The sequence below is a fragment of the Maribacter ulvicola genome (assembly GCF_900155985.1).
GTDB lineage: Bacteria > Bacteroidota > Bacteroidia > Flavobacteriales > Flavobacteriaceae > Maribacter > Maribacter ulvicola.
On the sequence record NZ_FTMA01000007.1, the window covers coordinates 161,251 to 187,768 of the forward strand.

Here is a 26,518-nt window from a genome sequence, read left to right on the forward strand (position 1 = left end):
TAAATCATGAAAAAGTTATTAATACTTCTAGCTATTATGGCTATAGGCGCAGCACAACCGACACATGCGCAATTCTTTAAAAAAGTTAAAGAGAAATTAGATAAACCACTTATAAAAAAGAAGAACAAAAAAATAAGTGAAGAGGAGTTAGAAAGAAGAAAAAATATTAAGCTGCCAAACGCTGGTACTTTGGATAACGATGAAGCTTTAAAAGCCATTGCTGTTAAAGGTTTAGATTCGTATTACAGTAAGCATAGTATGAGTAATACGCATCAATATATTACATCGAATACTTGGTCTACTGTAAAACATAAAGATACGGGAGTACCTTTATACCAATGGGCTGTAGGAGCAGTTGTTCAGAAAAATTCAGATGGACAATGTATGCTATATGAGTTTATTTTAAGACGCGATTATACAGGTGGTGGCAATTATGGTGATGTTTTTTTTAACGGTATAAATAGAGGAACGATAAAAGCCCCTTATGGTAATTATATAGCTTGCGTAGAATAACACTTAAACATTTTTGCAATCAGATTTTAAAAGAGTTTACGGTATGTAGACTCTTTTTTTTGTTTAGAAGAAAATCGTGGTGTTTTAGAAAAATGTAAATTGATTACTGCAAATTCAGTTGTCAATGTTAACTGGTTCATTGGAAATTCAGTATACCAAGCATGTCGTAAAATTTTAGACATCTTTTTTGTATCTACATCTTTGTTTGAATTTTTTTAAACGCTCTATTCGCTGTTATTTGGTCAAGGAATGAATCTATTTCCTCAACATTATTTTCAACACATTCAGAAATTGATTTTAAATAACTGAAATATGTATCAAATGCGACTTGTTCTTTGTCGTCAAAACGATTAGTAAATTGATTTGTAATGAGCATTTTTTTAATCACCTACAGCGGTTTGGCTAAGCGTAGTGCGGAGGCAAGGAAACTTTTCGTTTCCGTCTGCCGACGTAGCTAAAGCTTATTGTTTATTTTTTCTTTTCTAAAGCTAAATCCATAAGATTTAGCGACGCTATAAATATACACCGACCTTGCGGTTTCGCCTTAAAGTCCGCATTACGTTTAGGCTTTGTAGTAAAACGTTATTTTTCCAGTAACGATTTTGATTATGCTTTTCCATTTCCGTCTTTAAGATTTTTTTGTCCATCGTTTAATCTGCCAAATCAAAGCGGAAATTGATATTGTTAGTAACAAACTATTTACAACTATTAGTAAAATATTATTAGAAACATCTAACTGAGTTTCTTCATTCGTTGCATAGTTATCTTCTAAAATTGGATGATACCAAATCCATATAGAATCATTGCTTGGTAGATAAAATGTGCTGTCGTTTTTAGTTTGGGATAAGAAATGATTGAAGTTTTGTTTTTGTTTTTTGGTTGAAAAAAGTACATCTCGATAATCCAGTAAGCTTATATAATCTTTTTTATTATGGTAATAAATATAGTAATGTTGTGCTCCAGGTCCATCAATATTTGAAGTTTGAATATCAATCGAATCAATTCTCACTTTTTGTTTAATAAATTCAGTTTTATGAATTAGTTCTTTACTTTCTTTTTCAATCGTCAAAAAATAAAAAGGCGAAAAAGTAATTATTAATAGAGTTATAAAAACAAGAATAGTCTTAGTGATTATTTTTAGATTCATTGTTCAATTTGGTAACTGCATAATGTTATATAACGGTTTGGCTAAGCGTAGTGCGGAGGCAAGGAAACTTTTCGTTTCCGTCTGGCGACGCAGCTAAAGCTTATTGTTTTGCTTTTTCTTTTTTTGTTCCAAAGCTAAATCCATAAGATTTAGCGACATAATAAACATACACAGACCTTTCGGTTTTGCCCTGAAGTCCGCATTACGTTTAGGCTTTGTTGTGTTTAGTGCTTTCCGCGCAGTTTGGTTCTTCATAAACCAAATCCGAACGGCTTTCTTCCATTTACTCCGTTTTTCAATTCGGCTGGAATCTCCCAAATATCATACTTAGTTGGCCAGTCCGTTTTATAACCTTCTTCGGTTGGGATGAACTTAAATCGGCTTTTTGCGAAATCATTTGCTTTAAACCTTTTGACAATGCTTTGAAGTAAATTCCAAACATCTTTTTCATATTCGTCTATGGTCTCAGCGGTAAAATCATAATAATAGTCTGGCTCAGCATTCCAGAAAATTTTGCAAGCAGTCCCCTTATCGCATTTTGGACTGTTGATTATCCATTGCAGAACAATTGGTCCATCATCCCAGTTGTAGATGTCCGCTAAATAATATTGCTCCGCAGCATTTAGAGATTTAAACTTCTCAAAATCAGGAATTGTTTCTTCGTCATTATCAACATCGTCGTTAAACGAAAACTCAAAAAAGTTTTTCTTAATCAGTAGTATTTTATGCGGACGAACTATCACTAATTTGAATGAGGTTTTTTCTTTTTCAGCATTAAACACAACAATTGTATATGTGCACAATTACACATATACCCAAATATCTCTAAGTATATGCAATGTTTTATTTTCTGTGCACACTAATATACCATTAAAGAATAAACCTACAATTAATTGCCCACACTACATTACGGGAAACCATAATCACAAAAAATGTTTTAGTTTAAGTAAGAAATGACTAAAATTCACCAAACAACCAGTATGTTTTTTACAGGTTAAATGTGCTATAAATCCGTAAAAACATAGACGGCAATAGCAATTGTATTGGAAAAATTAATTTTAGAAAGCGAAATGAGTTATTTGGTAACGTGGACCCAGTTCATTGGACTGAGTAAGATACATACGATCGGACTCGCACAGGCGAACAAGGACATGCACCTGTCCGCGATTGCCTATAATCTCAAGAAGTACCTAAAATTCGAGAACAAACGCCCGAAAAGCGGGGCGGGGAAGCTTGCTTTACCATTATTTATAAAAAGTATGGTTCAATACGCAAAAAACCTTTTTCTACTGCACCTAAAATTTAGGTCCAGCTTTTAACTTGGCATAAAAAAAGACCCTTAAAGAGGCTTATATCAATAGTGATTTTCTCTAATTATAGACTTGTGCAACGGTTACCATTGTTAGCATTTGTACTTTTTTTTCAGCCGTGATTTCCACTTCTCAATTATAGGATAAGGACTGTACAAATCAAAGACTCCTCCAAAATACTGGATTTTTTTGTCCGAATTTATATATTCTAGAGCTTTGGATTCCATTCCGTATTTTTTTGCCAACTCCATCACGTATGCTTTTTGTTTTTCTTTAAGTGTTTCAAAAACTGTAATTCCACGTTTAAGAGTTGAAATTTCTTCTTCATTCCATTTTAATTTACTGTAGATAATTATCAGTCTTTCAAATGGTTGTTTCCCCTCAAATTCCTCGACAATCAGCTTTTCGTATGCCTCAATTGCAGTTTTATAATCGCTTTGATTTTCTGCGATTTTCGCTTTGCTAAGGATAAGTTCAAAAGCGTCTTTAAAACTTCTCAAATCCTTTGCTTTGTTTGGTGGAATTGTTCTGCCAAGCCTTAAATATTCAAAGGTTTGCATATCTTCTGGCATATCGTGATAGAAGTTAAATTCGGGTAAGGTATTTTTAAAACTTTTAAATTGCTCGCCAATAGTTGGATTGCCTGCAACTTGCTTTTTTATATCAGAAGGTTTTAATTCAGCCGTTGGTGTTTTAGTTTCAGATAATTTTGAAAGTCTAACAGCCCATTTTTTTACATCTCTATAATCGGGATAATTAGAAATTACCTTTTGTAGAAATATTATTTGATTTTCGGGTTCTTTGATTTTCCCGTAAAGTATAATAATCCGCTCGATGTCGTGAGAATAGTTGTTGATACTTAATTTTGCTGAGTTTTCCCCAAAATCCACCGATTTTAAATAATATTCGATTGCCTCAGATAATTTACCCGACTTTTCCAAATCAGTTGCTTTGTCCCTAAATCCTATTATTTTGTTGAAATCCTTTTGCCAAAGGTCATTTTCATTCCTTAGTCGGTCGGTTTCATTTTTTAATTTTTCGTAACTGTTTATAATTTCTCTTTTCGGTTTTGATATCAATTCCGATTTTTTCTTTGGGGTAGATTTGAAAAGGTCGAATAATCCCATATTAGGTAGATTTTTTTTTCAGTATAAATGCTAACGGTTGGGCTAAGCGTAGTGCGGAGGCAAGGAAACTTTTCGTTTCTGTCTGCGCACGAAGCTAAAGCTTATTGTTTTACTTTTTCTTTTTTTGCCCCAAAGCTAAATCCATAAGATTTAGCGACTTCATAAATATACACAGAACTTGGCGTTTCAACCATAAGCCCGTATTGTTTATAGGTTTTGTTGGCAAATCGTTTTATTTTATTAATCGTAAAAAAAACTTCTAAAGAGAATCTTGTATTTTTTCTTTAACCTGTGGTTTTGCGTAGAGAGTGTCCTTTAGTATGTATAATTCTTTTTCTGATGTATTTGGGTTTATTTTGTTATCACTATTATATGAATTTATGAACGCCAAAAATGATATCAAAACACTAGCAAAAGCAATGTAATAGGGTAGTCTTGGATATTTAGCTTGAAATTCCAATATTTTTAATTCAAAATCTTCTTTTTTTTCTTTTTTAATTTCAATCTTTTCTTTTCGCTCAAGATATTTTATCCAACCACCTTGTCGCAATACTTTTCTTCCCTTTGCAGTTAGGCTATACAGATTAAATTCTGCTTTCACATTTTCTACTAGTCTTAATAACTTAACCTCTTCAATAAGATAAGTGAAATTTATACTTTCAGTTATTTTGTCCGCCAATTTGTATTCATCAGAATAATCATCATTTTGATATTCAAAAGGGATTAGTGGATATTGTTGATTCTCAAACTTTTTTAAAATTTCATCTATTTCTTTGTCTGTCATTTTTCAACTATTTTCCCATTTTGCTAAATGTTTGCCAACGTTTTAGCTATGAACAGTACGGGAGCAAACTAGCGTTTGCTTTCCGCCACGCACATAGCGCAATCTTTTGGTTTTGTTTTATTTTTTTCTTGTCCAAAGCGAAATCCCAAAGATTTCGCGACATTATAAATATACGTAAACCTTAGCGTTTAAAACCTAAGCCCGTATTGTTTATAGGTTTTGTTACCCAACGTTTTTTTCGTCTGAGTTAGCTTTTCCGTTTGAGTGGTAAGTCCATCAGCGCAACAGTTACGCCTTAGTAAGAAGTCCATTTATTCCAAACGAGTAATTTTTTCGTCAAACCAAACATCTTCATAACCCTTACTATCAATTTGAAATCTAAATCCGATATCAAGACTTAGATATTTTGATATTTCAGGTTGCATTTCAATCAAATGCTCAATGCAAATTGGTTTAAAGAAATTATCTGTATCAGACCATTCTCCACTCCAAATATACCATCCGTTCATTGTTCCGTGTTCGGGATGGCGTAGTCCATTTATTGGTTCAAACTCTAAATCAGTTCCTATTCCAATAAATAGTTGGTCATCTAAAGGTTTAAATTCCGAATTATATTTTTTGCAAATTGACTTTTGAGATTCGATATTTTCCTTCAATATTTCGATTTTCTAAAATGTTGGGTAACAATTGTATATGTGCACAATTACACATATTTCCATTTTAAAAATAATCTAATTCCGGTTCACCTAAAAATAGATCTGTCAACAATTAGTAACAGCTACTTTTAATCATCATATTTTAAACTTAGAATTACCACCATACCACAAAAAATTTCTCAAATTCATGATCATCTTTCTTCATCCAAACCATGGGTGCACTGTTGTTTTGTAAACGCTCTGTAATTGCTATAACAGCAACAACATAAGAAACCCATGCAACTTCTAAATATGGGTTAAACACCCAATCATTTTTAGTAGGAATATAAAATTTGTGATGGATAAACTCAGTGGAGTTAAACTCCGCCATCCGTAACCAATACCCCACAATACAATGGGAGTTTATGGGTGAAATATTAAGAGTATAATTTTTATAGGGTTGAAATAATTGTGCCTTATAACAAACTTGCTGCTTTATATTTGTAGTATCTATTCCTTCCATTAAAAGTGCAGAACGCCCAATTTGGGTATGGATTAATGAGAATTGATTGTTCTTTATTTTCTCTAGCTTTTTATAAAATGCATCACTTCTATTTGGACCAATTAATTGATGAATTGGGTTCTTGATTGCAGTATCAATCAAGTAGAATTTATAGGTAAGTTCCACATGTATCAGCTGTTGTATAGCCGTTTCTTTCAGTATAAAATCTATTTCTCCAATGGTCTGTTTTTCTTTCCTAACAGGTACATTATGCAATACTACTTCATATTCTTTACTAGCATTTAGAAGTTGCTTACAAGCATATTCCATTTGATGTCCCAACCGTAATTTGGACGGAATTGGGGTGGGAGTAATATCGGTTACATCCAACTCAGGAAACTTAAATTGGGTCACCCCAAACGCTACACCCTCCCATATTGGTGGCGTAGCTAAAAAGCTTTTAAGTTGGTTGATAGTTGTTTGTTCTTTATTGATGATCTTTTGTTTAGTTGTTGGTTGTCGATTTTCCGTTAATCGTTGCTCGTTATAGTAGTATCATGGCTATTGATACGGTCACTGAATACTGAAAACTGATACTGTTTACTGCCAACTGATAATTGCTAATTGTTTATTGTTAATTGTATCCAAGTAGCCGAAGTTACTTTTTAAAACGCTATGCGCAAAACGTTGGACCCTTTGCGCTTTTCGCCATGCGGCAATCACCTGTCACTTTGGTACATTCAACTAACAGATTGCTTCGTCGCTAAAAAGTTCCTCGCAAAGACAAACGTTATTGCGCAATGCCCTAAACATTGCGCGCCTTATGCTTTTAGCAAATCGATATATGTATTAAAATAGCGCTCAGCGCATTGTATACAGCGTTTAGCGTTTAACGAATTCCATCCATCTCAACACGAACAACCATCAACCAAATAAGTTAACATTTCTTAAATAACACTAGCATCCATTGTAAAAGCGTTAAATTTATACTATGGCTATGAATGAAAGAAAAGGGTTCCGCTTTGAAACTTACGAAGCACCCGAACAATCGATTTTTGATAAGCTATTTGATATTTTTCAAGAGCTTATTACACATACTTCCGGTGATTTTGACGAGGCTATAGATTGGTTACGTGAACTGGACAAGGAATATGAACTTACAACTGAAGCGTATACCATAGACGACTTTATTGAAGATTTAAAGGCAAAGGGTTACATACGTGAAGAATTTAAAGATGGCGGTGGCAACGGTAAAGATGGTGAGGAAAGTTCTGGTGGTGGCGACATCTCTATTACAGCAAAAATGGAACGCATTATTCGTCAGCGTGCCTTGGACCAAATTTTTGGCAAGCTGAAAAGGAGTGGTGCCGGTAACCATAAAACAGGTAAATCAGGCCAAGGAGATGAGCACACAGGCGATTTACGAGAATACCGCTATGGTGATGGTCTAGAAAACATATCTATGACGGAGAGTCTTAAAAATGCACAAATAAATCATGGTGTAGGTAGTTTTCAGTTGAGCGAAGATGACCTGGTGGTAGAAGATACCCAGCATAAGGCGCAAATGAGTACTATTCTAATGATAGATATAAGTCATAGTATGATTTTGTATGGAGAAGACCGTATTACTCCCGCTAAAAAAGTGGCAATGGCTTTGGCAGAATTGATTACCACGAGATATCCTAAGGATACACTTGATATTTTAGTTTTCGGTAACGATGCCTGGCCTATTCCTATTAAAGATTTACCCTATTTAAAAGTGGGTCCGTATCATACCAATACTGTTGCCGGATTACAATTGGCCATGGATATGCTGCGTAGAAAACGGAATACCAATAAGCAGATTTTTATGATTACAGATGGTAAGCCAAGTTGTCTTCGCCTGCCCGATGGTACTTACTATAAAAATAGTGTAGGCTTAGATGATTTTATTGTGGAGAAGTGCTATAATATGGCACGCCAGGCTCGTAAATTGCATATACCCATCACTACATTTATGATTGCCCAAGATCCTTACTTAATGCAGTTTATTCGTCATTTTACAGAGGCCAATAAAGGTAAGGCATTCTTTACGGGATTACAGGGATTAGGAGAGATGATATTTGAAGATTACGAGGCTAACAGAAAAAAAAGATTGAAATAAGGCTAAGAAATGCATTCTTATAAAAGACCTTGGTACAAATTAAAGAGGACATGGATACTGCTGTTCTTTTTAGTTTTTATAGGTTTATTCGTTTTCACATTACCTGAAGAATTGTCACGTAATATTACTTATTTGACAAAGGCATATTCAGAACCAGAAATATGCGAAGGGGCTTTAGAAATTGCAAAAGCGGATTCGATAGTTTTGAAATTGCTTGGTAATTTAGAACCTTTAGGTTCTTTAGATATGTTAAATGGTTCTGTTGGTTATTCGCAAACTGGTGATGCTGTAGGAATTACTATTGATGTTAGAGGAGATAAACAGATAAAAAATATCCGTTCAAAAATGGATATTTTGGCTGAAAAAAGAAACGATAAGTGGGAATACATTTCTATAAATATCCGAATTAAGAAACCGGAAAAATTAAAACAAACGATTGCTATTTTAAAGAGATAAGTTTTTATGAAATTAGATGATAAAAAAATACATACACTAGGGGAGTTAAAAGCTGCCGGATACAAATCTAAAAGTGTAAAGGATGAATTACGAGATAACCTTATTGAAAAGATTAAAAAAGGGGAAGACGCTTTTACAGGTGTTTGGGGTTATGAAGATTCTGTAATTCCAGAGTTGGAGCGTGCTATTCTTTCTCGACACAATATCAATTTATTAGGTCTGCGTGGTCAGGCGAAAACCCGTTTGGCGCATTTGATGGTGAATCTATTAGATGAATACATTCCGGTGGTAGAAGGGTCAGAAATCAATGATGACCCAATGAAGCCCTTGTCTAGATTTGCTATGGAATTGATTAAGGAAAAAGGTGATGATACTCCTATCACCTGGATGCATAAGAGTGAACGTTTTGCTGAGAAATTGGCTACTCCAGATGTTACGGTAGCAGATTTGATCGGAGATGTAGACCCCATTAAGGCGGCAAATTTAAAATTGTCTTATGCAGATGACAGGGTAATTCACTTTGGGATGATTCCGCGTGCCAACCGTTGCATATTCGTAATCAATGAACTGCCCGATTTACAGGCACGTATTCAGGTTTCTTTATTCAATATTTTGGAAGAAGGAGATATTCAGATCCGTGGATTCAAATTGAGATTACCTTTAGACATTCAGTTTGTATTTACGGCGAATCCAGAGGATTATACCAATAGGGGAAGTATAGTTACTCCGCTAAAAGATAGAATTGGTTCACAGATATTAACACATTATCCTGATGATATTGAGATTGCTAGAAAAATTACGGAGCAAGAAGCAAGACTAGATACTCGCCAAACGGATGCCGTTTATGTACCAGATTTGGCAAAGGACTTATTAGAGCAGGTTATTTTTGAAGCACGTGAAAGTGAATATGTAGATGCTAAAAGTGGTGTTAGTGCGCGTACCAGTATTACGGCTTTTGAAAACTTGTTAAGTACTGCAGAGCGTAGGTCTTTATTGAATGGTGGTAATCATACCATGGTACGTTTAAGTGATTTCTTAGGAATCATTCCGGCAATTACGGGTAAAATAGAATTGGTGTATGAAGGAGAGCAGGAGGGAGCAGACGGAGTTGCAGCTATTTTAATAGATGATGCCGTAAAATCTTTATTTCCTAAATACTTCCCTAAGATAAATAAGTTGGAGCGCAAAGATGAAGAAACCGTTTATGATGAATTATTACATTGGTTTTTTCAAGGTGAAGGCTTTGAATTAATGGACGATTTTACCGATGAGGAATACAAACGTGCTTTAGATAGCATACCCGCTTTAAATCAGTTGCAAAAAGAGCACCAACCAGATTATGAAGCAACAGATGTATATTTCTTAAAAGAACTCTTGCTTTGGGGCTTGGTTTCTTACAAGAAATTGAACAAACAACGTTTTACAGATGGGTTTGAGTTTAAAGATCTTTACAGTAGTTTTCTGAACGATATTTAACATCAAAAAAGCCCTATCCAAATTCCGGATAGGGCTTTTTCTTCTTCATAGCAATAATTAAACTCATTGTAATTGATAAGCGGGCAATTTAAAAATGAAAGAACTTCCTTCATAGGGTTCACTTAATACTACAATGGTGGTATCATGCAGATCCATTATTTTCTTAACTATAGCAAGTCCCAATCCTAAACCTTGTTTTTGAGTGCTCTTATTTACCTGTTTATATCTATCAAATATAAAAGGCTGATCGTTTACGGGTATTCCGTTTCCGGTATCGGTTATATTTATTTCTATTTGTTTGCCCATTTTTACAAGACTTAAGGTAACCTTGCCATTAGGTTCGGTATATTTTATAGCGTTCTCGATCAAGTTTTGCAAAGCTCTTTCAACCAACCCTATATCTGCATAGACCATACAGTTTTCTTCGGGATTGTCTATTTGAAGCTGAATCTCTTTTTTTTCTGCCAATAATTTAAATTTGGCAATAAGGTCATGTGAAAGCTCAGTGATAGAAAAAGGTTCTTTGATAGGTGTTACTTGTTCGGCTTCTAATTTCGAGTATTCAAATAACTGATTGATCAAACTTGAGAGCTTATCAATATTATTATGTGTAATTTGTAAATACTCTTGTTTTTGACTTTCCGTTAAGCTATCTTTTTTAATCTGAAGGGTTTCTATATATCCCTTTAAAACAGCCAATGGCGTGCGTAAATCATGAGAAACATTGGCAATCAATTCTCTACGTAAATTATCTACAGACTTCATTTTGTCCATATTATCAACAATAGTATCGGCCATTTCGTTAAAAGATAAGGCCACCACTTCTATATCTGATTGCTCCGGATTCTTAATTCTAATATCTAAATCGCCTTCTTGAAATTTACGTACCGTTTGGGTAATCAATCTAAGATTTTTAGTCAAAAACCATATACTTAAAACTCCTATCATGGCAGCAAATACCATTGTTAATACTATTGCTCCAATACTTAATTTGGTAAAGTATGAACCAAAAAGACTATCACTAATTTGTGCTAATTGTTTTCCTGCTACAATAATATAAATGTACCCTTGGTGTCCGTCTATAGAAAATGGAGCTGCTGAGAAAATGTTCTGCTCATCTGCATTTAAAGGGTCGTCTCCTAAGATAAATTCTTCTCCTTTGGTCTCAATAAATCTATTGATCGGCTCTAAAGCAACTGAATTTAAAGGTTCATTTGTATTATGCTCAAGGACAACAGAGTATAAAATAGCTCCATGTTTATCAAGAAGATAAACTTCTATACCCCTGTTTACTGCCATCATATCATGCATAAGATCACCAAAAAGTGCCTTATTAACGGTGCCATCTTCTAAAAAAGGAGCAGCATTTTGAAATTTTTCCTGTATGACGTGGTCTGCAACCTTGGCATTAATTCGTTGTGTAATTGCTTGGTTGTAGTTAAGAGTTAGGTAGCAGGTAATAAAAATATAGGATGCTCCTATTAATACGATCATAAATATAAAGGCTATCCATAATTTTTTTATCAATTTTGGAGTAAGGGTTTTGCCATTGTTTACCATGCCATTATCTCTTCATTAAATTTATAACCAACTCCCCAAGTAGTTAATATGTAATTAGGGTTTGCCATATCTGATTCTATCTTGGCACGTAGTCTGTTGATATGAGAATTTACCGTGTGTTCATACCCGTCAAAATTATAGCCCCATATAATATTTAACAATTCTGTTCTAGTATAGTTTCTACCCGGATTAGATGCCATTAAAACCAACAGTTCAAACTCTTTTGGTGATAAATCTATTTTGTAATCTCCTAAAACCACTTTACGTTTATCAATATCTATTGATAAGCCTTCTGCCGAGATAATGGAAGTATCTTCTTGCTTCTTTTCAACTTTGTTGGTACGTCTCAACACTGCCTTAATACGAGCCAATAATTCTCTAATACTAAAGGGTTTGGTGATATAATCGTCTGCCCCAATTTCTAGCCCCAAAACCCTATCAATTTCTTCAGATTTGGCAGTAAGCATAATCACTGGGGTGTTTTTAGTTGCACGTAGTTTTCTACATACTTCAACTCCGTCTAAACCAGGTAGGGTAAGGTCTAGAAGTATTAACTGAAAATCATTTTCCAATGCTAAACGTAGTCCTTCATTTCCATCCGTGGCCATAGTAGTTTCATAGCTAACGTCCGAAAGATGAAGTTCTAATAGTTTAATGATTTCAGGATCATCTTCAATAATTAAAATACGTTTCATAATCACATACGAAATAAAATAAAAAGTATCACAGAAAAATCACAGCGCAAAGAAAAGCGTTTGACACAAAGTAATTTTACTTGATTATATGTCGCATAATATTTTTATAATTACATGATCATCAAATAATTGTTGCCATGATAGCTAGTTTTCCTTTTCATCATGATTAATTATTAGACAAAGAAAACCTCGATAACTTCTTATCGAGGTCTGTATATCATATTGATTTTTAGTTATTGTAGTGATCTACATGTTGGTTCATATCATCAAATATGTAGGTGCCTACCATTTCTTTTCTGTACACTACCGCTAAGAGCGTTACAAGTAACAAAACGGCATAAAGAGTGAGCATTATGTATCCAATAGGTAAGAAAGTACTTGGTATAAGGTGATTCTCAAAATCTGAATAGCTTGATAAAACAATCATTGTTTCCACTAATTTATATAGATATACCAATGAAATAATATAGAGAACATATTCTAGGGTTCTCATTGGTGGATCACTGAGCTCTTTCTCGCTAATTTTAAACCAAAGAACATATAAAAATAATATATGAATGATAGATAGCACCGGAAAGATGTAATTGTCTATTTTAAAAAAGTAGAATTTATTGGTATACAATCCATAAAAACTAAAGATATTCAACAGAAAGAGTACAATAATAGAGACAATTAGTGTTCGTTTCCAAGTAAGTAATCCCTTAATAGAATTCATAAAATATGGTTTTTATGGGTTCAATAGAACTAGAATTTATAGGCAATTACGGGGAAGCTTTGGTATTACTTAAAACAATTCGATGAACGGTTAACTTTGTTGTTCAAGCCCTTGATTTATAGCGATCCATGGTATAATATTACTACTTATTATGCAGTTTAACAATAAAAAACGTATCCTATTTTGTAAGAAGAAATAATGTAAATAATGCCTAAGTGAATAAAATGGAATTAAAACGAGTGCATACATTTACATGAGATTACTGGTTATATCTATAATGTAATTACATTTACGTTATGAAGAAACAGCGTTTTTGTTATTTGGTACGACTGCAGTATTTAGGGTTTAGGTTTAATGGTTGGCAGGTACAACCAAAGCTTAAAACTATAGTAGGAATGCTGAATAAGACATTTACATTTTTATATCCTAATGCTCCTTATAAAATTTTGGGTGCTGGTAGAACAGATGCTAAGGTTTCCTCTCTTGACGGGGCTTTTGAACTCTTTGTGGAAGAACCAATTTTAGATTTCGATATTTTCCTTCAGGATTTTAATAAAAATTTACCTTCAGACATCCGTTTACTCGGTATGGAGTCTGTGGATAACAATTTTAATATTATAAAGGATAGCAAGACCAAAGAATATCATTATTTTTTTTCCTTTGGATCTAAGAACCACCCATTCAGCGCTCCTTTCATTACCAATTATTTGGATGTACTTGATTTGGATGTAATGAAAGAAGGAGCCTCTATGTTTGCTGGTAGGCATGACTTTAGTGTATACACGGCGTCGTTAAAACCAAATGCCATAACAGTACGTGAAATTGAAACCTGTACTATAGTTCCCAATGATATCCTTACCGCCAATTTTTTTCCTGAACAGAGTTATGTACTAAAGATCGTGGGAAAGGGATTTATGAGATACCAAATTCGTATGATTATGGGGGCGTTGGTGCAACTAGGTAAATACGAACTGACTTTAGATGACATTAGGGATTCTTTGATTACCGGTTCTACTCATAAATTAAATACGATAGCCCCAGGATCAGGTTTAATTTTAAGTAAACTAGAATTCAATAATTAGTTTGTAATTTTAATACATCAATAAAAATTGTTCATGCCCGCACATAGAAAACTCAATTTTCCGAAAAGAAAAAAGAAAAAATCTCGCCAGCAAAATAAACTAGGAAAAGCTCCGGGAACCATTAGCTACATGGGCGATAAGGAGCGTAGTGATAGTATCATATTTAGTACCTCCTATAATGAAAATGGTTTTGAAACAAGCAAATTTGACAATTTAGAGCAGTTTTTTAAAGAAGAGCGTGCAGATAAAATATCATGGGTTAATGTTGTGGGTATTACAGATGAGCCTTTTATAGAAAAATTAGGTAAGCATTTTAACCTGAATCCCCTAGTACTAGAAGATATTGTAAATACAGAACAGCGACCAAAAATAGATGAATACGAGGATTATATTTTTGGGATTTTTAGAATGCTGTATATCTCTGAAGAAGAGGAAATTATTGGAGAACATATTGCTATTGTTTTACATGAGAATACGGTTTTGGTTTTTCAAGAGGTCAAAGCTGATGTATTTAATGGTTTACGCGATCGAATTACAGGTAAGTTGGGGCGTATTAGAACCAGGGGAGCAGATTACCTGTTTTTCGCCTTACTTGATGCTATTGTAGATAACTACTTTTTAGCCATTGAAAACCTTAATAATAGAATAGAGAACTTAGAAGAGGAGGTATATCAAAACCCTGAGCCAATAGTAGCGCAAAATATTCAACAGTTAAAGAAAGAAATCTTAAAAATTAGAAGATGGATCTATCCTGTTAAAGAATTGATAAGCAGATTGATAGAATCTGAAAATCCTAAAATCACTAAAGACACCAAATTGTTTTTACGTGATGTCCTGGACCATGCCATAGAAATTAATGAGAGTTTACAGATTTATAGAGAAATGTCTATGAGTTTAATGGAGATGTATATGAGTAACATGAGTAATAAAATGAATGAAGTCATGAAGGTTTTGACCATTATGGCATCTATATTTATTCCGTTGACATTTATTGCCGGTATCTATGGTATGAACTTTGATCATATGCCAGAACTTCATTACAAATATGGGTACTACGTAGTCTGGGCGGTAATGATTATTCTATTTGTTGGAATGATGTTTTACTTTAAAAAGAAAAAATGGCTTTAATGCTATCCTTTGTTTGGTATCTATATGTCATAGTGTCTTTTTTTAAAATTAAATCCATTAATTATTAATTTTTATGAATCAGTAAATTTTTCAGTTTTCATATATCTTGTAACTATCTAAGATATTAGATATGAGGGACTTCATACCAGTTAAGAGAAGGATATAAGTCTAAACATAATTTTAAAACTTTATATATGAAAATTAGAACAATGTATATGTCTATTGCGGGACTGTTTCTTATGACGGGAACTGTAATGGCGCAAGAAAAGGACCAAGAGGTGTTAGATACTAAAATCTCAAAATCCTATACGGTAAACGATGGTAAAAAACTAGTTAAGAACACGGTTGAGATTACTACAAAACGTTTAAACACTATTGAACGCTCAAAAGATGATGAAGGAAAGGTTGATCAAGATAGGGTAGTGGATAGTGTTTCTACTATTATTAAAACAGTACATATAGATAACGACGACGATGACGCCTTTGATGAAAAAATAGTATTTAGCTACGAATCTAAAACTCCAGAAGATTTTGTTTTAGTTTCTAAGAACAATGAATTGGTGGTTGCCATGAATGAAGGTGACAATTTAAAAGTTGTTGAAAGCATCAACTTAAAAAGTAAAAAAACAATGAATGATAAAACCACTTATATTTTCACCAACGAGCATGGCGAAAATTTAGAATTTTTAGTTCAAGAATATAGTAGACCTAGAAATACTGCTATGTTAGAGAAATAATTTTTTAACTTTTAGCGTATAAAAAAGAGCCGTTTTACGGCTCTTTTTCTATATTATAATCTTGGCTGTATCTTAGTCGAATAGGCTTGACGATAGGTAACGGTCTCCACGATCGCAAATGATAGATACAATAACGCCATGATCTATCTCTTGTGCTAATCGCAACGCAACTGTAGCGGCACCGCCGCTGCTCATTCCTGAAAATATACCTTCTTCCTTAGCTAACTTTCTAGCCATTGCCTTAGCTTCAATTTCATTAACTTCCATAATGCGGTCTACTTTCTTGGCGTCGAAAATTTTTGGCAAATACTCTTGCGGCCATTTTCTAATACCGGGTATGCTGGCATTATCGCTTGGCTGTACACCTACAATTTGAATATCACTGTTTTTCTCCTTTAAATAAGTTGATGTACCCATGATAGTGCCCGTGGTACCCATTGCAGATACAAAATGAGAGACTTTACCATCAGTATCATTCCAGATTTCTGGTCCTGTAGTTTTGTAATGTGCTTTCCAATTATTAACGTTTCCAAATTGGTTCATCATAATGTAACCTTCATTGGTAACTTTATCTTCAGCATAGTCACGCGCCCCTTCAATACCTACATCAGCAGAAGTCAAAGTAACTTTTGCACCGTAAGCCCTCATGGTCTGCACTCGCTCTTTTGTTGAATTCTCTGGCATAACCAATTCAATATCTAAGCCGTAAATACCAGCTATCATTGCTAAAGCGATCCCGGTATTACCACTAGTGGCTTCAATAAGCTTATCATTTGTGGTAAAGTCGCCATTGTCATAACCTGTTTTGATCATGTTGTAGGCCGCACGGTCTTTAACGCTGCCACCAGGATTGTGTCCCTCCATTTTAAAAAAAACGGACACATTGGGGTTTGTATTCAGTACCCTTGATTTTACGAGCGGTGTATTACCAATAAGCGATAATAAAGAATTAGACATGGGGTAATGTTTTTATTTTAATTTCTGGAGTATGAAAAACCGTAGAATGAGCAGGAACAGAGGTTGTAATCCATGCATTTCCACCAATTACACTGTTAGCACCAATAATAGTATCTCCGCCTAATATTGTAGCATTGGCGTAAATAGTTACATTATTCTCTATGGTAGGATGGCGCTTGATCTTTTGTAAATTTTTAGCAACAAAGAGTCCGCCCAAAGTAACACCTTGGTATATTTTTACGTCATTCTTGATAATGGCAGTTTCACCGATTACAACACCTGTACCATGATCAATATGAAAAGATTTGCCAATTTGTGCACCAGGGTTAATATCTACACCGGTTTGTCTATGGGCATATTCTGTCATTAATCTAGGTACCAACGGAAAACCAATTTTATAAAGTTCATGTGCCAATCTATATACTGAAATGGCATAAAAACCTGGGTAGGCCATATACACTTCCTCAATTGATAAAGAGGCAGGATCGCAATTTACGGTTGCTTCAGCGTCTAAATTTAAACTTTCAAGAACTAGTGGCAACTGTTCTACATAATTTTCCCAAACTTTCTTACAAGGTTTTTCACTTTCCCAGCAAGCCAAAGCTACAAGTTCATCAAATTGCTTTTCTAAATTGTCAAGACTTTCGGCTACCGGTGTTTCAATGTCAAACAACATATAGAATAAAAGGTCTGTAAACTTCTCGGTATTCTTTTTTAATCGAAATCTTAAATTCGGTTGTTTCTTGTGGGTGTTAATCTTTTCGATAATAGATCGATGGTTCATGAGTCTTCATTAGTTGATCAAAATTAACCAAATAAGTAAAAGTACTTCTCATCTAATGGTTAACTTTAGCTTAAAATCACAACAGCTAAGTCGAATGTTAGAAACGAATATTACAAATAGTACATTGCAATTTTTAAATAAATTAAAGAATAACAATAATAGAGAGTGGTTTACAGTACATAAAGATGAGTTTAAAGCTGAAGAAAATAAGGTTAAAGGTTTTTTTAATCACCTACTTGAAAAGCTAAACTTACATGATGAAATTGAAAAATTAAAAGTCTTTAGAATTTATAGAGATGTACGTTTTTCTAAAAATAAGACTCCTTATAAATCTCATTTTTCTGCTTCTTTTGCTAGGGCAGGAAAACACCGTAGAGGCGGATATTACTTACAGATAGCACCCGGTAACAGCTTTATTGCAACAGGATTCTGGAATCCGGAAAAAAACGATTTATTACGTATAAGAAAAGAGTGGGAGATAGATACGACTGACTTATCCGATATTATTGACGATGAAAACTTCAAATCTATTTGGGGAGAATTAGCTGGCGATGAATTAAAAACTGCTCCAAAAGGATTTGATAAAGAAGACCCCAATATAAAATATATACGCAAAAAGCAGTACATTTTTGTAAAGAAGTTTACGGACAAAGAAGTACTTTCAGATGATTTTGCCAACAGAGTCAATGACAGCTTTAGGGCAATACGTCCTTATTTTGATCTAATGAGTAACATTCTAACCACTAATTTAAATGGCGAATCTTTATTGGACTAGTTCATATTTCTCAAAATATTGAATTTGATCTTGAATCCTTTTTACGACCATATTCATCATTCTTTTGTTTAGTGCAGAAGAGTTTTGAATATAGACTTCATACTCATCAACGGTAAATTGACCAATAATCATTCCTTTTAAAGCATTTCTGAACTTTATATCTTTTTGTATTGAATTGGCAATGTAGCCTATACGCTTATCAAGCTTTAGCTCGTAAAAGCTATTTTTCATTTTAGTAATATAATTTTGATAAGATGCTAAAAGTAAGTCGTTTTGAAGTTTTAGAATTGGGCGTAACGTTTGGTTTTGAAACCGTTCATCATCACTCATATTGCGCATTATTTTGGCAGAGGCAATTAAAGGGCGTATAGATTGCAATTTTTGTGTCCTGTCCATTATATTTTTATTTTACTCGTTGATCGAGATTTAAATGCTCTGACGCTTGCGTCAAAATATTAATTATGTTTCCAGTCAATACCTTTTGGTCTTGCCTTAAGGTCGTTACCTAAAGGTACGTATTAGATAAAATTGATAATTATGTCCAGTAATAAGTTTTTAACCTGTTATGAACAATGAAGCTAAAGTCAAAAAAAAGCACATAAAATTAAGGTTCTACTAATTCTATGAAGCAACAATTATAGATATGTAACTTATTAAATATGTAATTGTTACAATTGGCAAATCGGTCTGTGTACTGGGCTAAAATTGTAGATTTTATTTTATTAGACCTAACTTTGCATCGTAGAATTTCAAATAAAATAAAGCTATGAGATTTCATACTAGAAAGCTAGTTAAACCAGGTGATTTAAACTCTAACGGAACATTATTCGGTGGTAGGTTATTGGCTTGGATCGATGAAGAGGCCGCACTTTACTCAATTATTCAATTAGAAAATGGTAAAGTGGTTACGAAATATATGTCAGAAATTAATTTTATGAGTGCCGCAGTAAAAGGTGATGTTATTGAAATTGGTATTGAAGTAGTTACGTTCGGTAAAACCTCATTAACGTTAAATTGCGAGGTTCGTAATAAAATGAACCACAAAACCATTGTTACCGTTGATAATATCATTATGGTAAACCTTGGCGAAAATGGGAGGCCTGCAGCCCATGGAAAAACGAAAATTGAGTTTGTAAAAGATCGTTTGGCGGCAAAGGGTGATGTTAATTAACTTCACCCATTTTACTGGCAATAATCTGTACTTCATCAAGCACACGCATAAGGTTACCGCCCCATAATTTTGCAATGTCGTCTTCAGAATATCCACGTTCAACAAGTTCTAGAGTTACATTAAAAGTTTCTGACGCATCGTTCCAACCCTCAATACCACCACCACCGTCAAAATCAGAGCTGATACCAACGTGGTCAATGCCTATTAACTTTACCATATAATCTATATGGTCTACAAAATCGCCAACATTTACCGCTTCTGGTGCATCAGTTTTACTTGCTACTAATTCCTTGCTTATTTGTATGACCTTTGGATAGTTCTCCATAAAGGCTTCTTTTTCCGTGTCCGATAAACCTGAGAACTGATAGCGTTCATACCACGTAATGTTCAAAGAATCTGCTACCTGCTGGTAGATAGATTTCATATATGCCGTTCTGGCTTCATGTTTTTCTGTATTTAAATATGAGCTAAACGCTACTGTTTGTACTACTCCGCCATTTTCCTTCATCAGCATTAATTGCTCGTCATCTAAATTTCTACTATGGTTACATAAAGCCCTGGCTGATGAGTGAGAGGCTATAATAGGTGCTTTGGATAAAGCGATCATTTGTTTCATGGCTTCTTTTGATGGATGGGAAACATCTATCATAATACCCAATTTGTTCATTTCCACCACGGCTTGCTTTCCTAAATCGCTTAAGCCATGGTGTAACCACACATTATCAGCTTCACCGGTATTTGAGTCTGAAAATTGACTATGGCCATTATGCGCCAAAGAAATATAACGCGCACCTAAGTCATGATAGGTTTTGAACTCAGAAAGATCGGTTCCTATAGGGTAGGCATTTTCAACACCGATCATGGCGGCTTTTTTTCCTGAACCAACAATGCGTTTTACAGCTGCAGAAGTCAAAGCTAATGCTATTTGATCAGGTGCAATTTCTTCGCACAATTTATGTATAGCTTCAAATTTGGACATAGCATTCTCCCTTGCTTTTGCATAACCTTCTGCTGTAAGCGTATCTTGCCCTGTGTAAACGATCAACCAGGAAACATCTAGACCACCCGCTACCATTTTTGGTAAATTCACTTGAGAATTTAGCTTTTGAGTATAATTAACACTGTCTGTAAAGTTTTTGATGTTGATGTCATTATGCGTATCAATAGTAATTACGCTAGCATGGATCCGTTGTGCTTTTTCTAGCGTTGTTTCTTCAATTTTTTCTTTTTTTTCTCCGCAAGAGAGTATAGTAGTAAAACACAAAAAATAGAGTAGTTGCTTCATAGTATTGGTTTATGACCTACAATTTAAGAGTATTCACAACAAATAAGCACCTGTAGGGAACATTTTATTGCTTACACACCTTCATTGGTGCATTTTTAGAGAATTATAAGTAGTACCCGTTTAATTAAAGCATACTTAATTATGTCAATTTCAAAAACTAAGGATTTACTTGGTCAATTATCTCAGTTAGAAAGTACGGTAAGTGCGTTCTCCTTCGAGGAGTTAAATGCCGATCAAGCTAATGAGCTAAAAAGCTCTTTTAATTCTTTTAGAACTAGTCTAGAAAAGCATATTTATACTCCAAATATGGATGAAATCGTAGCTAATAAAATGGAGGTAACAGCTACAAATCAACAAGATATTTCAGAAAAGCAATTTATTACCCAAGTTAGCCACGAGATAAGAACACCGCTAAACAGCATAATAGGTTTTGCCAATCTTTTAAAAGAAGAAAAGTTAACTAAAGGACAACATAAAAAGGTAGATGCCATACAATTTGCATCAAACACACTTTTAAAACTTATCAATGAAGTTTTAGATTATGCTAAAATATCTTCTGGCAATAGCAAATTTGAATCTGTAGATTTTAATCTACATAGTTTACTTAAAGATGTGATGTTCCTATGTGAGACCTTGGTTTTGGACCGTAAAATAGAGTTGTTAATTGAAATAGATGAAAACGTACCCAAAATTATAACAGGAGACCCTTCAAAATTATCTCAAATTCTACTTAACCTTTTAGGTAATTCTGTAAAATTTGTTGAAAGAGGGTTTATAAAACTAGAAGTATTCACTAAACAAAGAAATGATAATGCTTTTCTATTAGAATTTTCTGTTGCAGATACCGGTATTGGTATACCTAAAGAAAAAATGGACACCATTTTCAACGGTTATATTCAAGCAGCGGATGATACTTGCAAGAAATATGGAGGTACGGGACTGGGTTTAACGATAACGAAAGAAATTATAAATAAGCTAAAGGGTAATATTGAAATTGATAGTACGGTTAGTAAAGGAACAACTGTACGGTTTAGATTGCCTTACCTTCAAGGTAACATAGCTACCTTACCAAACAAATCTATTAAAAAAGCTAAGCATAATTTTAAAACTGAATTACTGGCAGGTACCGAAATATTGGTATTTGAAGATAATAAAATGAACGAATGCTTAATTGTAGAACAATTGACCAAATGGGGATGTACCGTTCATGTGGATACTGATTTAGATAAAGGCCTGTATGTATTGTCTACAAAAAAAATAGACCTTATTCTAATGGATTTAAAAATGCCAGGTCAAAACGGATTCGAGGTGTCTAGAGCTATTAGAAGTCATAAAAATGCAAAAGTAAATTCAGTTCCTATAATTGCATTTAGTGCAGATTTTACCCAACAGGATAGTGAAAAATGTAAAGAAATAGGAATTAATGATTTTCTATTAAAACCCTATACCCTAGAAGATTTGCAGACTACTCTTTTAAAGAATAAAGAAAATAAAATTGAACAGACAGAATTTTTGTCCATACTTCAAAAACCTATGATAGAACCAAAAGAAACTACGGTTGTAGACCTAAACCTTCTATTAAAAGATTGTTTCGGTGAAATTGATATGCTAAGCCAACTGGTAAAATTGTTTAAAATCAACGCTATAGAATTTATTGGAAATGTAAAAATTCATTTAAAATCTGGAAATTTAAAGGAGATTGGCTTGTCTGCTCATAAGTTAAAGGCCGGTTTTGCGATGATTAAGGCAGAGGGTATGCGCAAACTTATTGTAGAATTAGAGCATAGTTGCAAAGCCAATGAACTTGAAAAGGTAAAAGAGCTATATGAGGTATTCTTGAATGATTATCCATTACTGGAAGATAATCTAAGTAAAGAGCTAGAAATAATGAAAAAGAAATAGCATGGGTAAACGTGTACTGTTAGCAGATGATGACCAACTTTTAGCCTCATTATTAAACTTTAGGCTTAAAAAAGGAGGCTATGAAGTACATCATTCCGCTAATGGAAAAGAAGTTAAGGAGTATTTAAAAAATGAAATGCCAGATATTATTGTGAGTGATATTATGATGCCTTATTTCTCAGGTATAGAACTCATTGATTATGTAAGAAATGACCTTAAATCAAAAACGCCTATCATTATAATTTCATCGGCAGGTAATGAACAAAATGTACTAACCGCTTTTGAACTTGGAGCAAATGATTTCGTAACCAAACCTGTAAGCCCCACAGAATTGTTGGTGAGAATACAACGAGAAATATATAAATAGATACGTAGATAAAAGATAAAATTTGATAATTCCCCCATCTCAAATTAAAATATCGCTGATTACCGCACCAGAATTCAATCTAGAATATCTGTGGTGGTTGACTATACTGTTTTTTGTATTGGCCGTAACGTATTTGATCGGAGTTTTTATTATTAGAAACAAAATTAAATTAAAGAACAGTCGGACTAAAGAAAAGAAAATCGAATTTTCCCCCATGATCAATGAATTTTTATTCTATGAGGATTCAAATACTAAGGAGGAAAAAATGAATTATCTAAATCTTAAAATTCAGATTAGGGAATTGATTAAAAATACATTTGATCGTGATGTATTAACAGAGGTATTACTTGATTTACGAAAAGATTTATCAGGAAACTCGCAAAAAGTACTCATAAATCTGTATAAGGATTTAGGTTTACATCATGACGCTTATGAAAAATTAAGAAGTAAAAAATGGCAAGTGGTTTCTAGCGGTATTCTAGAATTGACTACTATGGAGGTTGAAGATTCATACGGATTAATCATAAAATTCATAAACCATAGGCAGCGTACTATCCGTAAACAGGCAGAAATTGCTATTGTTAGTTTAAAAAAAGAAGGAGTTAGATATTTTCTTGATAATACCAAATACAAAATAGCAGAATGGCAACAGCTTAAACTCTTAGATGTACTAAGACATAAACCAAATTATACCCCACCGCAATTTGCTCTTTGGTTAACTTCTACCAATGCACATGTAGTCTTGTTTGCATTACGCTTAATAAAATATTACAGCCAAAACGATGCAGAACAATCTATAATTACGTTATTAATGCATAAGGAACGGGATATACAGGCAGAAGCTATTGAATGTATTAAGGATTTTCATTTTGTAAATGCCTTACCAACTTTAAAATTAGTATATCCTAAGGCTAGCCATGATATTAAAATAGCCATTTTAGATGCTATTGGAGAGCTTGGAACAATAGCGGATGTTCCTTTTTTAGAAAATTTGCAACGAACCGAACGCAATTTCAATATTAAGAGTAAAGTTATTGGTACCCTTAATAAAATTGATCCAGAAAGTATATTACCTACCACAAATATTTCTTCTCCAGATTTCTATGATGTGGAAGGTGAAATTTTAGACCATGTAAATGATCAAGAAATAATTGATAAAGAAGTTCTTAAAGAAGAAACAATTCTTGAAAGTGAATTGCAACCAGAGGAAATAAAGAAAAAAGATGCGTTAGATCATATCGATTTTAACTTTTTACCAGACCTTATAGATGAAGATGTAGTAAAGCAAAGTAACCAAGTTGTAATCACTGTACATGATTTGGAACCTGATCATGACTTGGAAGAAGTACTTTCTTTTAATTTTCTCCCATTAATAATAGATGAAACTACGTTTCAGGATAAAGATCAGTCTACAGAACAAGATGATTTTGAACCCATATTTGTATTGAATGACTTACCTGTTGAAGAAGAACATATAGATATAACTATTGGGCAACAGAATGGTGCTTCAGATATAAACATAAATAATCTAGATGGTTCTTTTTTAAATAAGAAAGCGACAAATAAGGGTGAAATTAAAAATGCTAGTGCTGAGGAGACATTGATTTCATTTGAAAATGAAAGAGTCTCTTTTTCTCCAAATTTCATGTGTCAAGAAGAGCTTGACGCCATGGTACTGTTAGAAAACATATCTGAGCTTGGTGACTGTCGTGAGTTACTATTACTTTATCAAATCATTGAAGCGCATAGTTCTGATGTGGTTATAGATAGAGCTAATGAGTTAATTCAAAAATTCTCATATGAATCTCTGCGACCAGGTGAATTGTTTTCTGAAAATTATAATCTCGCAGAAAGTGTGTTTACCGATGTTTATCATTTGGCGGATCATGAGACAAAACTACTTTTACTAGATGAAATGATGAATGTTGGTGACCATAAAGAAATACATTTGCTTGAAGGTATTTTAGATTCAACATCAAAGTCACTCGTAAAAAAGGCTACAAAAGTTTTAGAACATATTAAGTCACAAACATCTGTTGCTACAGAAGCACCCATTTCAACATTAAAAGAAGATTTCTTTTTCAAGGTTGATTTTGAACTAGAATTAAATGAGCCTACTGAGTATAAAGGAACGGCCCCGATCAATAATGGTTATACGTTGTTTGATCAGTTATGTTCCATGTCCAACTCTTTATACAATAAGATAAATGGATAGTGAGCTATTTGCCGTGGTACTGGAATACATCAACTTTGTGTTCTTTGTATTTACCATAATCCTGTTTATTCTATTTTCTTTAATGGCTTATTTCTCTACCAGAAATTCGCTTCATTATAGAAATAAAAACAGCTTTACGGATATTTCTAAAATAATGGCTTCTCCATTAGCTCCAACAATTACCATAATTGCACCTGCGTATAACGAAGGGTTGACCATTGTAGAAAACATTCGCTCCTTATTATCTCTTCAATATGTCAATTATGACGTTATGGTAGTTAATGATGGTAGTAAAGATGATACGTTACAAAAACTGATAGATTCTTATGACCTGGAGAAGGTAGCTATTCAAATGGATCCTGACTGGAAATCTAAACCTGTACGAGGTATCTACAAATCAAAAAACAGGGCTTTTGAAAAGCTAACCGTTATCGATAAGGTGAACGGTGGTAAATCAGACGCTTTAAATGCCGGTATAGCCTTATCTACCAGTAAATATGTAGGTTGTATAGATGTTGATTGTCTTCTACAACCAGATGCTTTGTTACATGTGGTTAAATCATTTTTTCAACGCTCACAGAAAAGAGTAATTGCGGTTGGTGGTGTTATACGTGTGGCAAACTCATGCATTATTCAAGGCGGTCAACTAGAAGAGATTAGGTTGCCCAAAAATTGGTTGGCTAGATTTCAATTGTTAGAATATACCCGTTCTTTTATTTTAGGAAGAATGGCTTGGGGTAGAATTGATAGCCTACTTATTATCTCTGGGGCGTTCGGTTTTTTTGAACGTGAAATAGCATTGGCTGTTGGGGGATATGATACTGATACTGTTGGTGAGGATATGGAGATTGTTTTTAAAATGCGTCGTTATATGCATGATAGAAAGGAATCATACACCATAGAATATATACCGGACCCCTTATGCTGGACAGAAGTACCTGAGGATCTAGAAATACTTGACCTCCTCCCATATTATGTACCGGTCAAAAGTAGAGAATCCGGGCTATTTTGATTCTTTTCGATATATTCGTTGGGGGACATGTCCCCCAACG

The 26,518-nt window shown here is 33.8% G+C and carries 26 protein-coding genes; 13 read left to right on the plus strand and 13 right to left on the minus strand.

Features of this window, described 5'->3' with window-relative positions; translation table 11 throughout:
* Positions 1 to 6 precede the first annotated feature (6 nt).
* Complete coding sequence (locus BW936_RS16040) at positions 7 to 513, plus strand: hypothetical protein (RefSeq protein WP_076550108.1); 507 nt, start codon at positions 7 to 9, stop codon at positions 511 to 513.
* Positions 514 to 1,141: 628 nt separating this feature from the next.
* Here the strand turns inward: BW936_RS16040 and BW936_RS16050 are convergent.
* The 6 genes from BW936_RS16050 to BW936_RS16080 all read right to left on the minus strand — a co-directional run bounded on the left by BW936_RS16050 (position 1,142) and on the right by BW936_RS16080 (position 6,432).
* On the minus strand, positions 1,142 to 1,660 hold the full coding sequence (locus tag BW936_RS16050; protein ID WP_076550113.1) for a hypothetical protein: 519 nt from the start codon (positions 1,658 to 1,660) through the stop codon (positions 1,142 to 1,144).
* Between the two features lie 251 nt (positions 1,661 to 1,911).
* A complete protein-coding gene (locus BW936_RS16055; RefSeq protein WP_076550116.1) occupies positions 1,912 to 2,442 on the minus strand; it encodes a DUF4274 domain-containing protein in 531 nt (176 codons plus the stop codon).
* A 620-nt stretch (positions 2,443 to 3,062) separates the two neighbouring features.
* Positions 3,063 to 4,097 (minus strand): hypothetical protein, encoded by a 1,035-nt coding sequence (locus BW936_RS16065; protein WP_076550122.1) that lies wholly within the window; start codon positions 4,095 to 4,097, stop codon positions 3,063 to 3,065.
* 259 nt (positions 4,098 to 4,356) lie between these two features.
* Entirely contained in the window at positions 4,357 to 4,881 is a 525-nt protein-coding gene (locus BW936_RS16070; protein WP_076550125.1) for a hypothetical protein, read from the minus strand.
* A 311-nt stretch (positions 4,882 to 5,192) separates the two neighbouring features.
* The gene (locus BW936_RS16075; RefSeq protein ID WP_076550127.1) at positions 5,193 to 5,537 is read right to left on the minus strand and encodes an immunity protein Imm33 domain-containing protein; all 345 of its coding nucleotides are present in this window, start codon (positions 5,535 to 5,537) and stop codon (positions 5,193 to 5,195) included.
* A gap of 154 nt (positions 5,538 to 5,691) precedes the next feature.
* Positions 5,692 to 6,432, minus strand: a complete 741-nt coding sequence (locus BW936_RS16080) for a DUF1853 family protein (protein ID WP_076550129.1) — start codon at positions 6,430 to 6,432, stop codon at positions 5,692 to 5,694.
* A gap of 577 nt (positions 6,433 to 7,009) precedes the next feature.
* On the opposite strand from BW936_RS16080, the gene BW936_RS16085 reads away from it, so the two are divergent.
* The 3 genes from BW936_RS16085 to BW936_RS16095 are packed head-to-tail and all read left to right on the plus strand — an operon-like array spanning position 7,010 to position 10,093.
* Complete coding sequence (locus tag BW936_RS16085; RefSeq protein WP_076550131.1) at positions 7,010 to 8,161, plus strand: vWA domain-containing protein; 1,152 nt, start codon at positions 7,010 to 7,012, stop codon at positions 8,159 to 8,161.
* A gap of 9 nt (positions 8,162 to 8,170) precedes the next feature.
* Entirely contained in the window at positions 8,171 to 8,617 is a 447-nt protein-coding gene (locus BW936_RS16090; RefSeq protein WP_076550133.1) for a hypothetical protein, read from the plus strand.
* A gap of 6 nt (positions 8,618 to 8,623) precedes the next feature.
* Positions 8,624 to 10,093, plus strand: coding sequence for a MoxR family ATPase (locus BW936_RS16095; RefSeq protein WP_076550135.1), 1,470 nt, complete (start codon positions 8,624 to 8,626; stop codon positions 10,091 to 10,093).
* Positions 10,094 to 10,156: 63 nt separating this feature from the next.
* Here BW936_RS16095 and BW936_RS16100 read toward each other — a convergent pair whose 3' ends face one another.
* From BW936_RS16100 to BW936_RS16110, 3 genes are all read right to left on the minus strand, one after another.
* Complete coding sequence (locus BW936_RS16100) at positions 10,157 to 11,587, minus strand: sensor histidine kinase (RefSeq protein WP_244156248.1); 1,431 nt, start codon at positions 11,585 to 11,587, stop codon at positions 10,157 to 10,159.
* A gap of 59 nt (positions 11,588 to 11,646) precedes the next feature.
* Positions 11,647 to 12,348, minus strand: coding sequence for a response regulator transcription factor (locus BW936_RS16105; RefSeq protein ID WP_076550139.1), 702 nt, complete (start codon positions 12,346 to 12,348; stop codon positions 11,647 to 11,649).
* A 229-nt stretch (positions 12,349 to 12,577) separates the two neighbouring features.
* Positions 12,578 to 13,063, minus strand: a complete 486-nt coding sequence (locus BW936_RS16110) for a hypothetical protein (protein WP_076550141.1) — start codon at positions 13,061 to 13,063, stop codon at positions 12,578 to 12,580.
* A 395-nt stretch (positions 13,064 to 13,458) separates the two neighbouring features.
* Here BW936_RS16110 and BW936_RS16115 point away from each other — a divergent pair, with 395 nt between their 5' ends.
* The 3 genes from BW936_RS16115 to BW936_RS16125 all read left to right on the plus strand — a co-directional run bounded on the left by BW936_RS16115 (position 13,459) and on the right by BW936_RS16125 (position 16,010).
* Positions 13,459 to 14,145, plus strand: a complete 687-nt coding sequence (locus BW936_RS16115) for a tRNA pseudouridine synthase A (RefSeq protein WP_317042900.1) — start codon at positions 13,459 to 13,461, stop codon at positions 14,143 to 14,145.
* 33 nt (positions 14,146 to 14,178) lie between these two features.
* Positions 14,179 to 15,273 carry a magnesium/cobalt transporter CorA gene (corA, locus tag BW936_RS16120; protein WP_076550145.1) on the plus strand — a complete coding sequence of 365 codons (1,095 nt, stop codon included), beginning with the start codon at positions 14,179 to 14,181 and terminating at the stop codon, positions 15,271 to 15,273.
* Positions 15,274 to 15,467: 194 nt separating this feature from the next.
* The gene (locus tag BW936_RS16125) at positions 15,468 to 16,010 is read left to right on the plus strand and encodes a hypothetical protein (protein WP_143744196.1); all 543 of its coding nucleotides are present in this window, start codon (positions 15,468 to 15,470) and stop codon (positions 16,008 to 16,010) included.
* Between the two features lie 72 nt (positions 16,011 to 16,082).
* On the opposite strand, the gene cysM is transcribed toward BW936_RS16125, so the two are convergent.
* Together cysM and epsC are read right to left on the minus strand one after the other, a co-directional pair.
* Positions 16,083 to 16,967 (minus strand): cysteine synthase CysM, encoded by an 885-nt coding sequence (gene cysM / locus BW936_RS16130; RefSeq protein WP_076550151.1) that lies wholly within the window; start codon positions 16,965 to 16,967, stop codon positions 16,083 to 16,085.
* Positions 16,960 to 17,751: a serine O-acetyltransferase EpsC gene (gene epsC, locus BW936_RS16135; protein ID WP_076550154.1), complete on the minus strand. Its 792-nt coding sequence runs from the start codon at positions 17,749 to 17,751 to the stop codon at positions 16,960 to 16,962. Before epsC ends, cysM begins: the two co-directional genes overlap by 8 nt.
* Positions 17,752 to 17,845: 94 nt before the next feature.
* Here epsC and BW936_RS16140 point away from each other — a divergent pair, with 94 nt between their 5' ends.
* Entirely contained in the window at positions 17,846 to 18,526 is a 681-nt protein-coding gene (locus BW936_RS16140) for a DUF2461 domain-containing protein (protein ID WP_076550157.1), read from the plus strand.
* Here the strand turns inward: BW936_RS16140 and BW936_RS16145 are convergent.
* Positions 18,515 to 18,925, minus strand: coding sequence for a glyoxalase (locus tag BW936_RS16145; RefSeq protein ID WP_394333594.1), 411 nt, complete (start codon positions 18,923 to 18,925; stop codon positions 18,515 to 18,517). The two genes, BW936_RS16140 and BW936_RS16145, sit on opposite strands and share 12 nt — an antisense overlap.
* Before the next feature lie 367 nt (positions 18,926 to 19,292).
* Between BW936_RS16145 and BW936_RS16150 the strand changes: the two genes are divergently transcribed.
* Positions 19,293 to 19,697, plus strand: coding sequence for an acyl-CoA thioesterase (locus BW936_RS16150; RefSeq protein ID WP_076550162.1), 405 nt, complete (start codon positions 19,293 to 19,295; stop codon positions 19,695 to 19,697).
* On the opposite strand, the gene BW936_RS16155 is transcribed toward BW936_RS16150, so the two are convergent.
* The gene (locus BW936_RS16155) at positions 19,690 to 20,982 is read right to left on the minus strand and encodes a dipeptidase (RefSeq protein WP_076550164.1); all 1,293 of its coding nucleotides are present in this window, start codon (positions 20,980 to 20,982) and stop codon (positions 19,690 to 19,692) included. The two genes, BW936_RS16150 and BW936_RS16155, sit on opposite strands and share 8 nt — an antisense overlap.
* Before the next feature lie 141 nt (positions 20,983 to 21,123).
* On the opposite strand from BW936_RS16155, the gene BW936_RS16160 reads away from it, so the two are divergent.
* From BW936_RS16160 to BW936_RS16175, 4 genes are read left to right on the plus strand one after another with little or no spacing between them, the layout of a single operon-like run.
* Positions 21,124 to 22,884: an ATP-binding protein gene (locus tag BW936_RS16160; RefSeq protein WP_076550167.1), complete on the plus strand. Its 1,761-nt coding sequence runs from the start codon at positions 21,124 to 21,126 to the stop codon at positions 22,882 to 22,884.
* A gap of 1 nt (position 22,885) precedes the next feature.
* A complete protein-coding gene (locus BW936_RS16165) occupies positions 22,886 to 23,251 on the plus strand; it encodes a response regulator transcription factor (RefSeq protein WP_076550170.1) in 366 nt (121 codons plus the stop codon).
* A gap of 22 nt (positions 23,252 to 23,273) precedes the next feature.
* Positions 23,274 to 25,466, plus strand: a complete 2,193-nt coding sequence (locus BW936_RS16170; RefSeq protein WP_143744197.1) for a HEAT repeat domain-containing protein — start codon at positions 23,274 to 23,276, stop codon at positions 25,464 to 25,466.
* Positions 25,459 to 26,478 (plus strand): glycosyltransferase family 2 protein, encoded by a 1,020-nt coding sequence (locus tag BW936_RS16175; protein WP_244156249.1) that lies wholly within the window; start codon positions 25,459 to 25,461, stop codon positions 26,476 to 26,478. Before BW936_RS16170 ends, BW936_RS16175 begins: the two co-directional genes overlap by 8 nt.
* Positions 26,479 to 26,518: the final 40 nt, after the last annotated feature.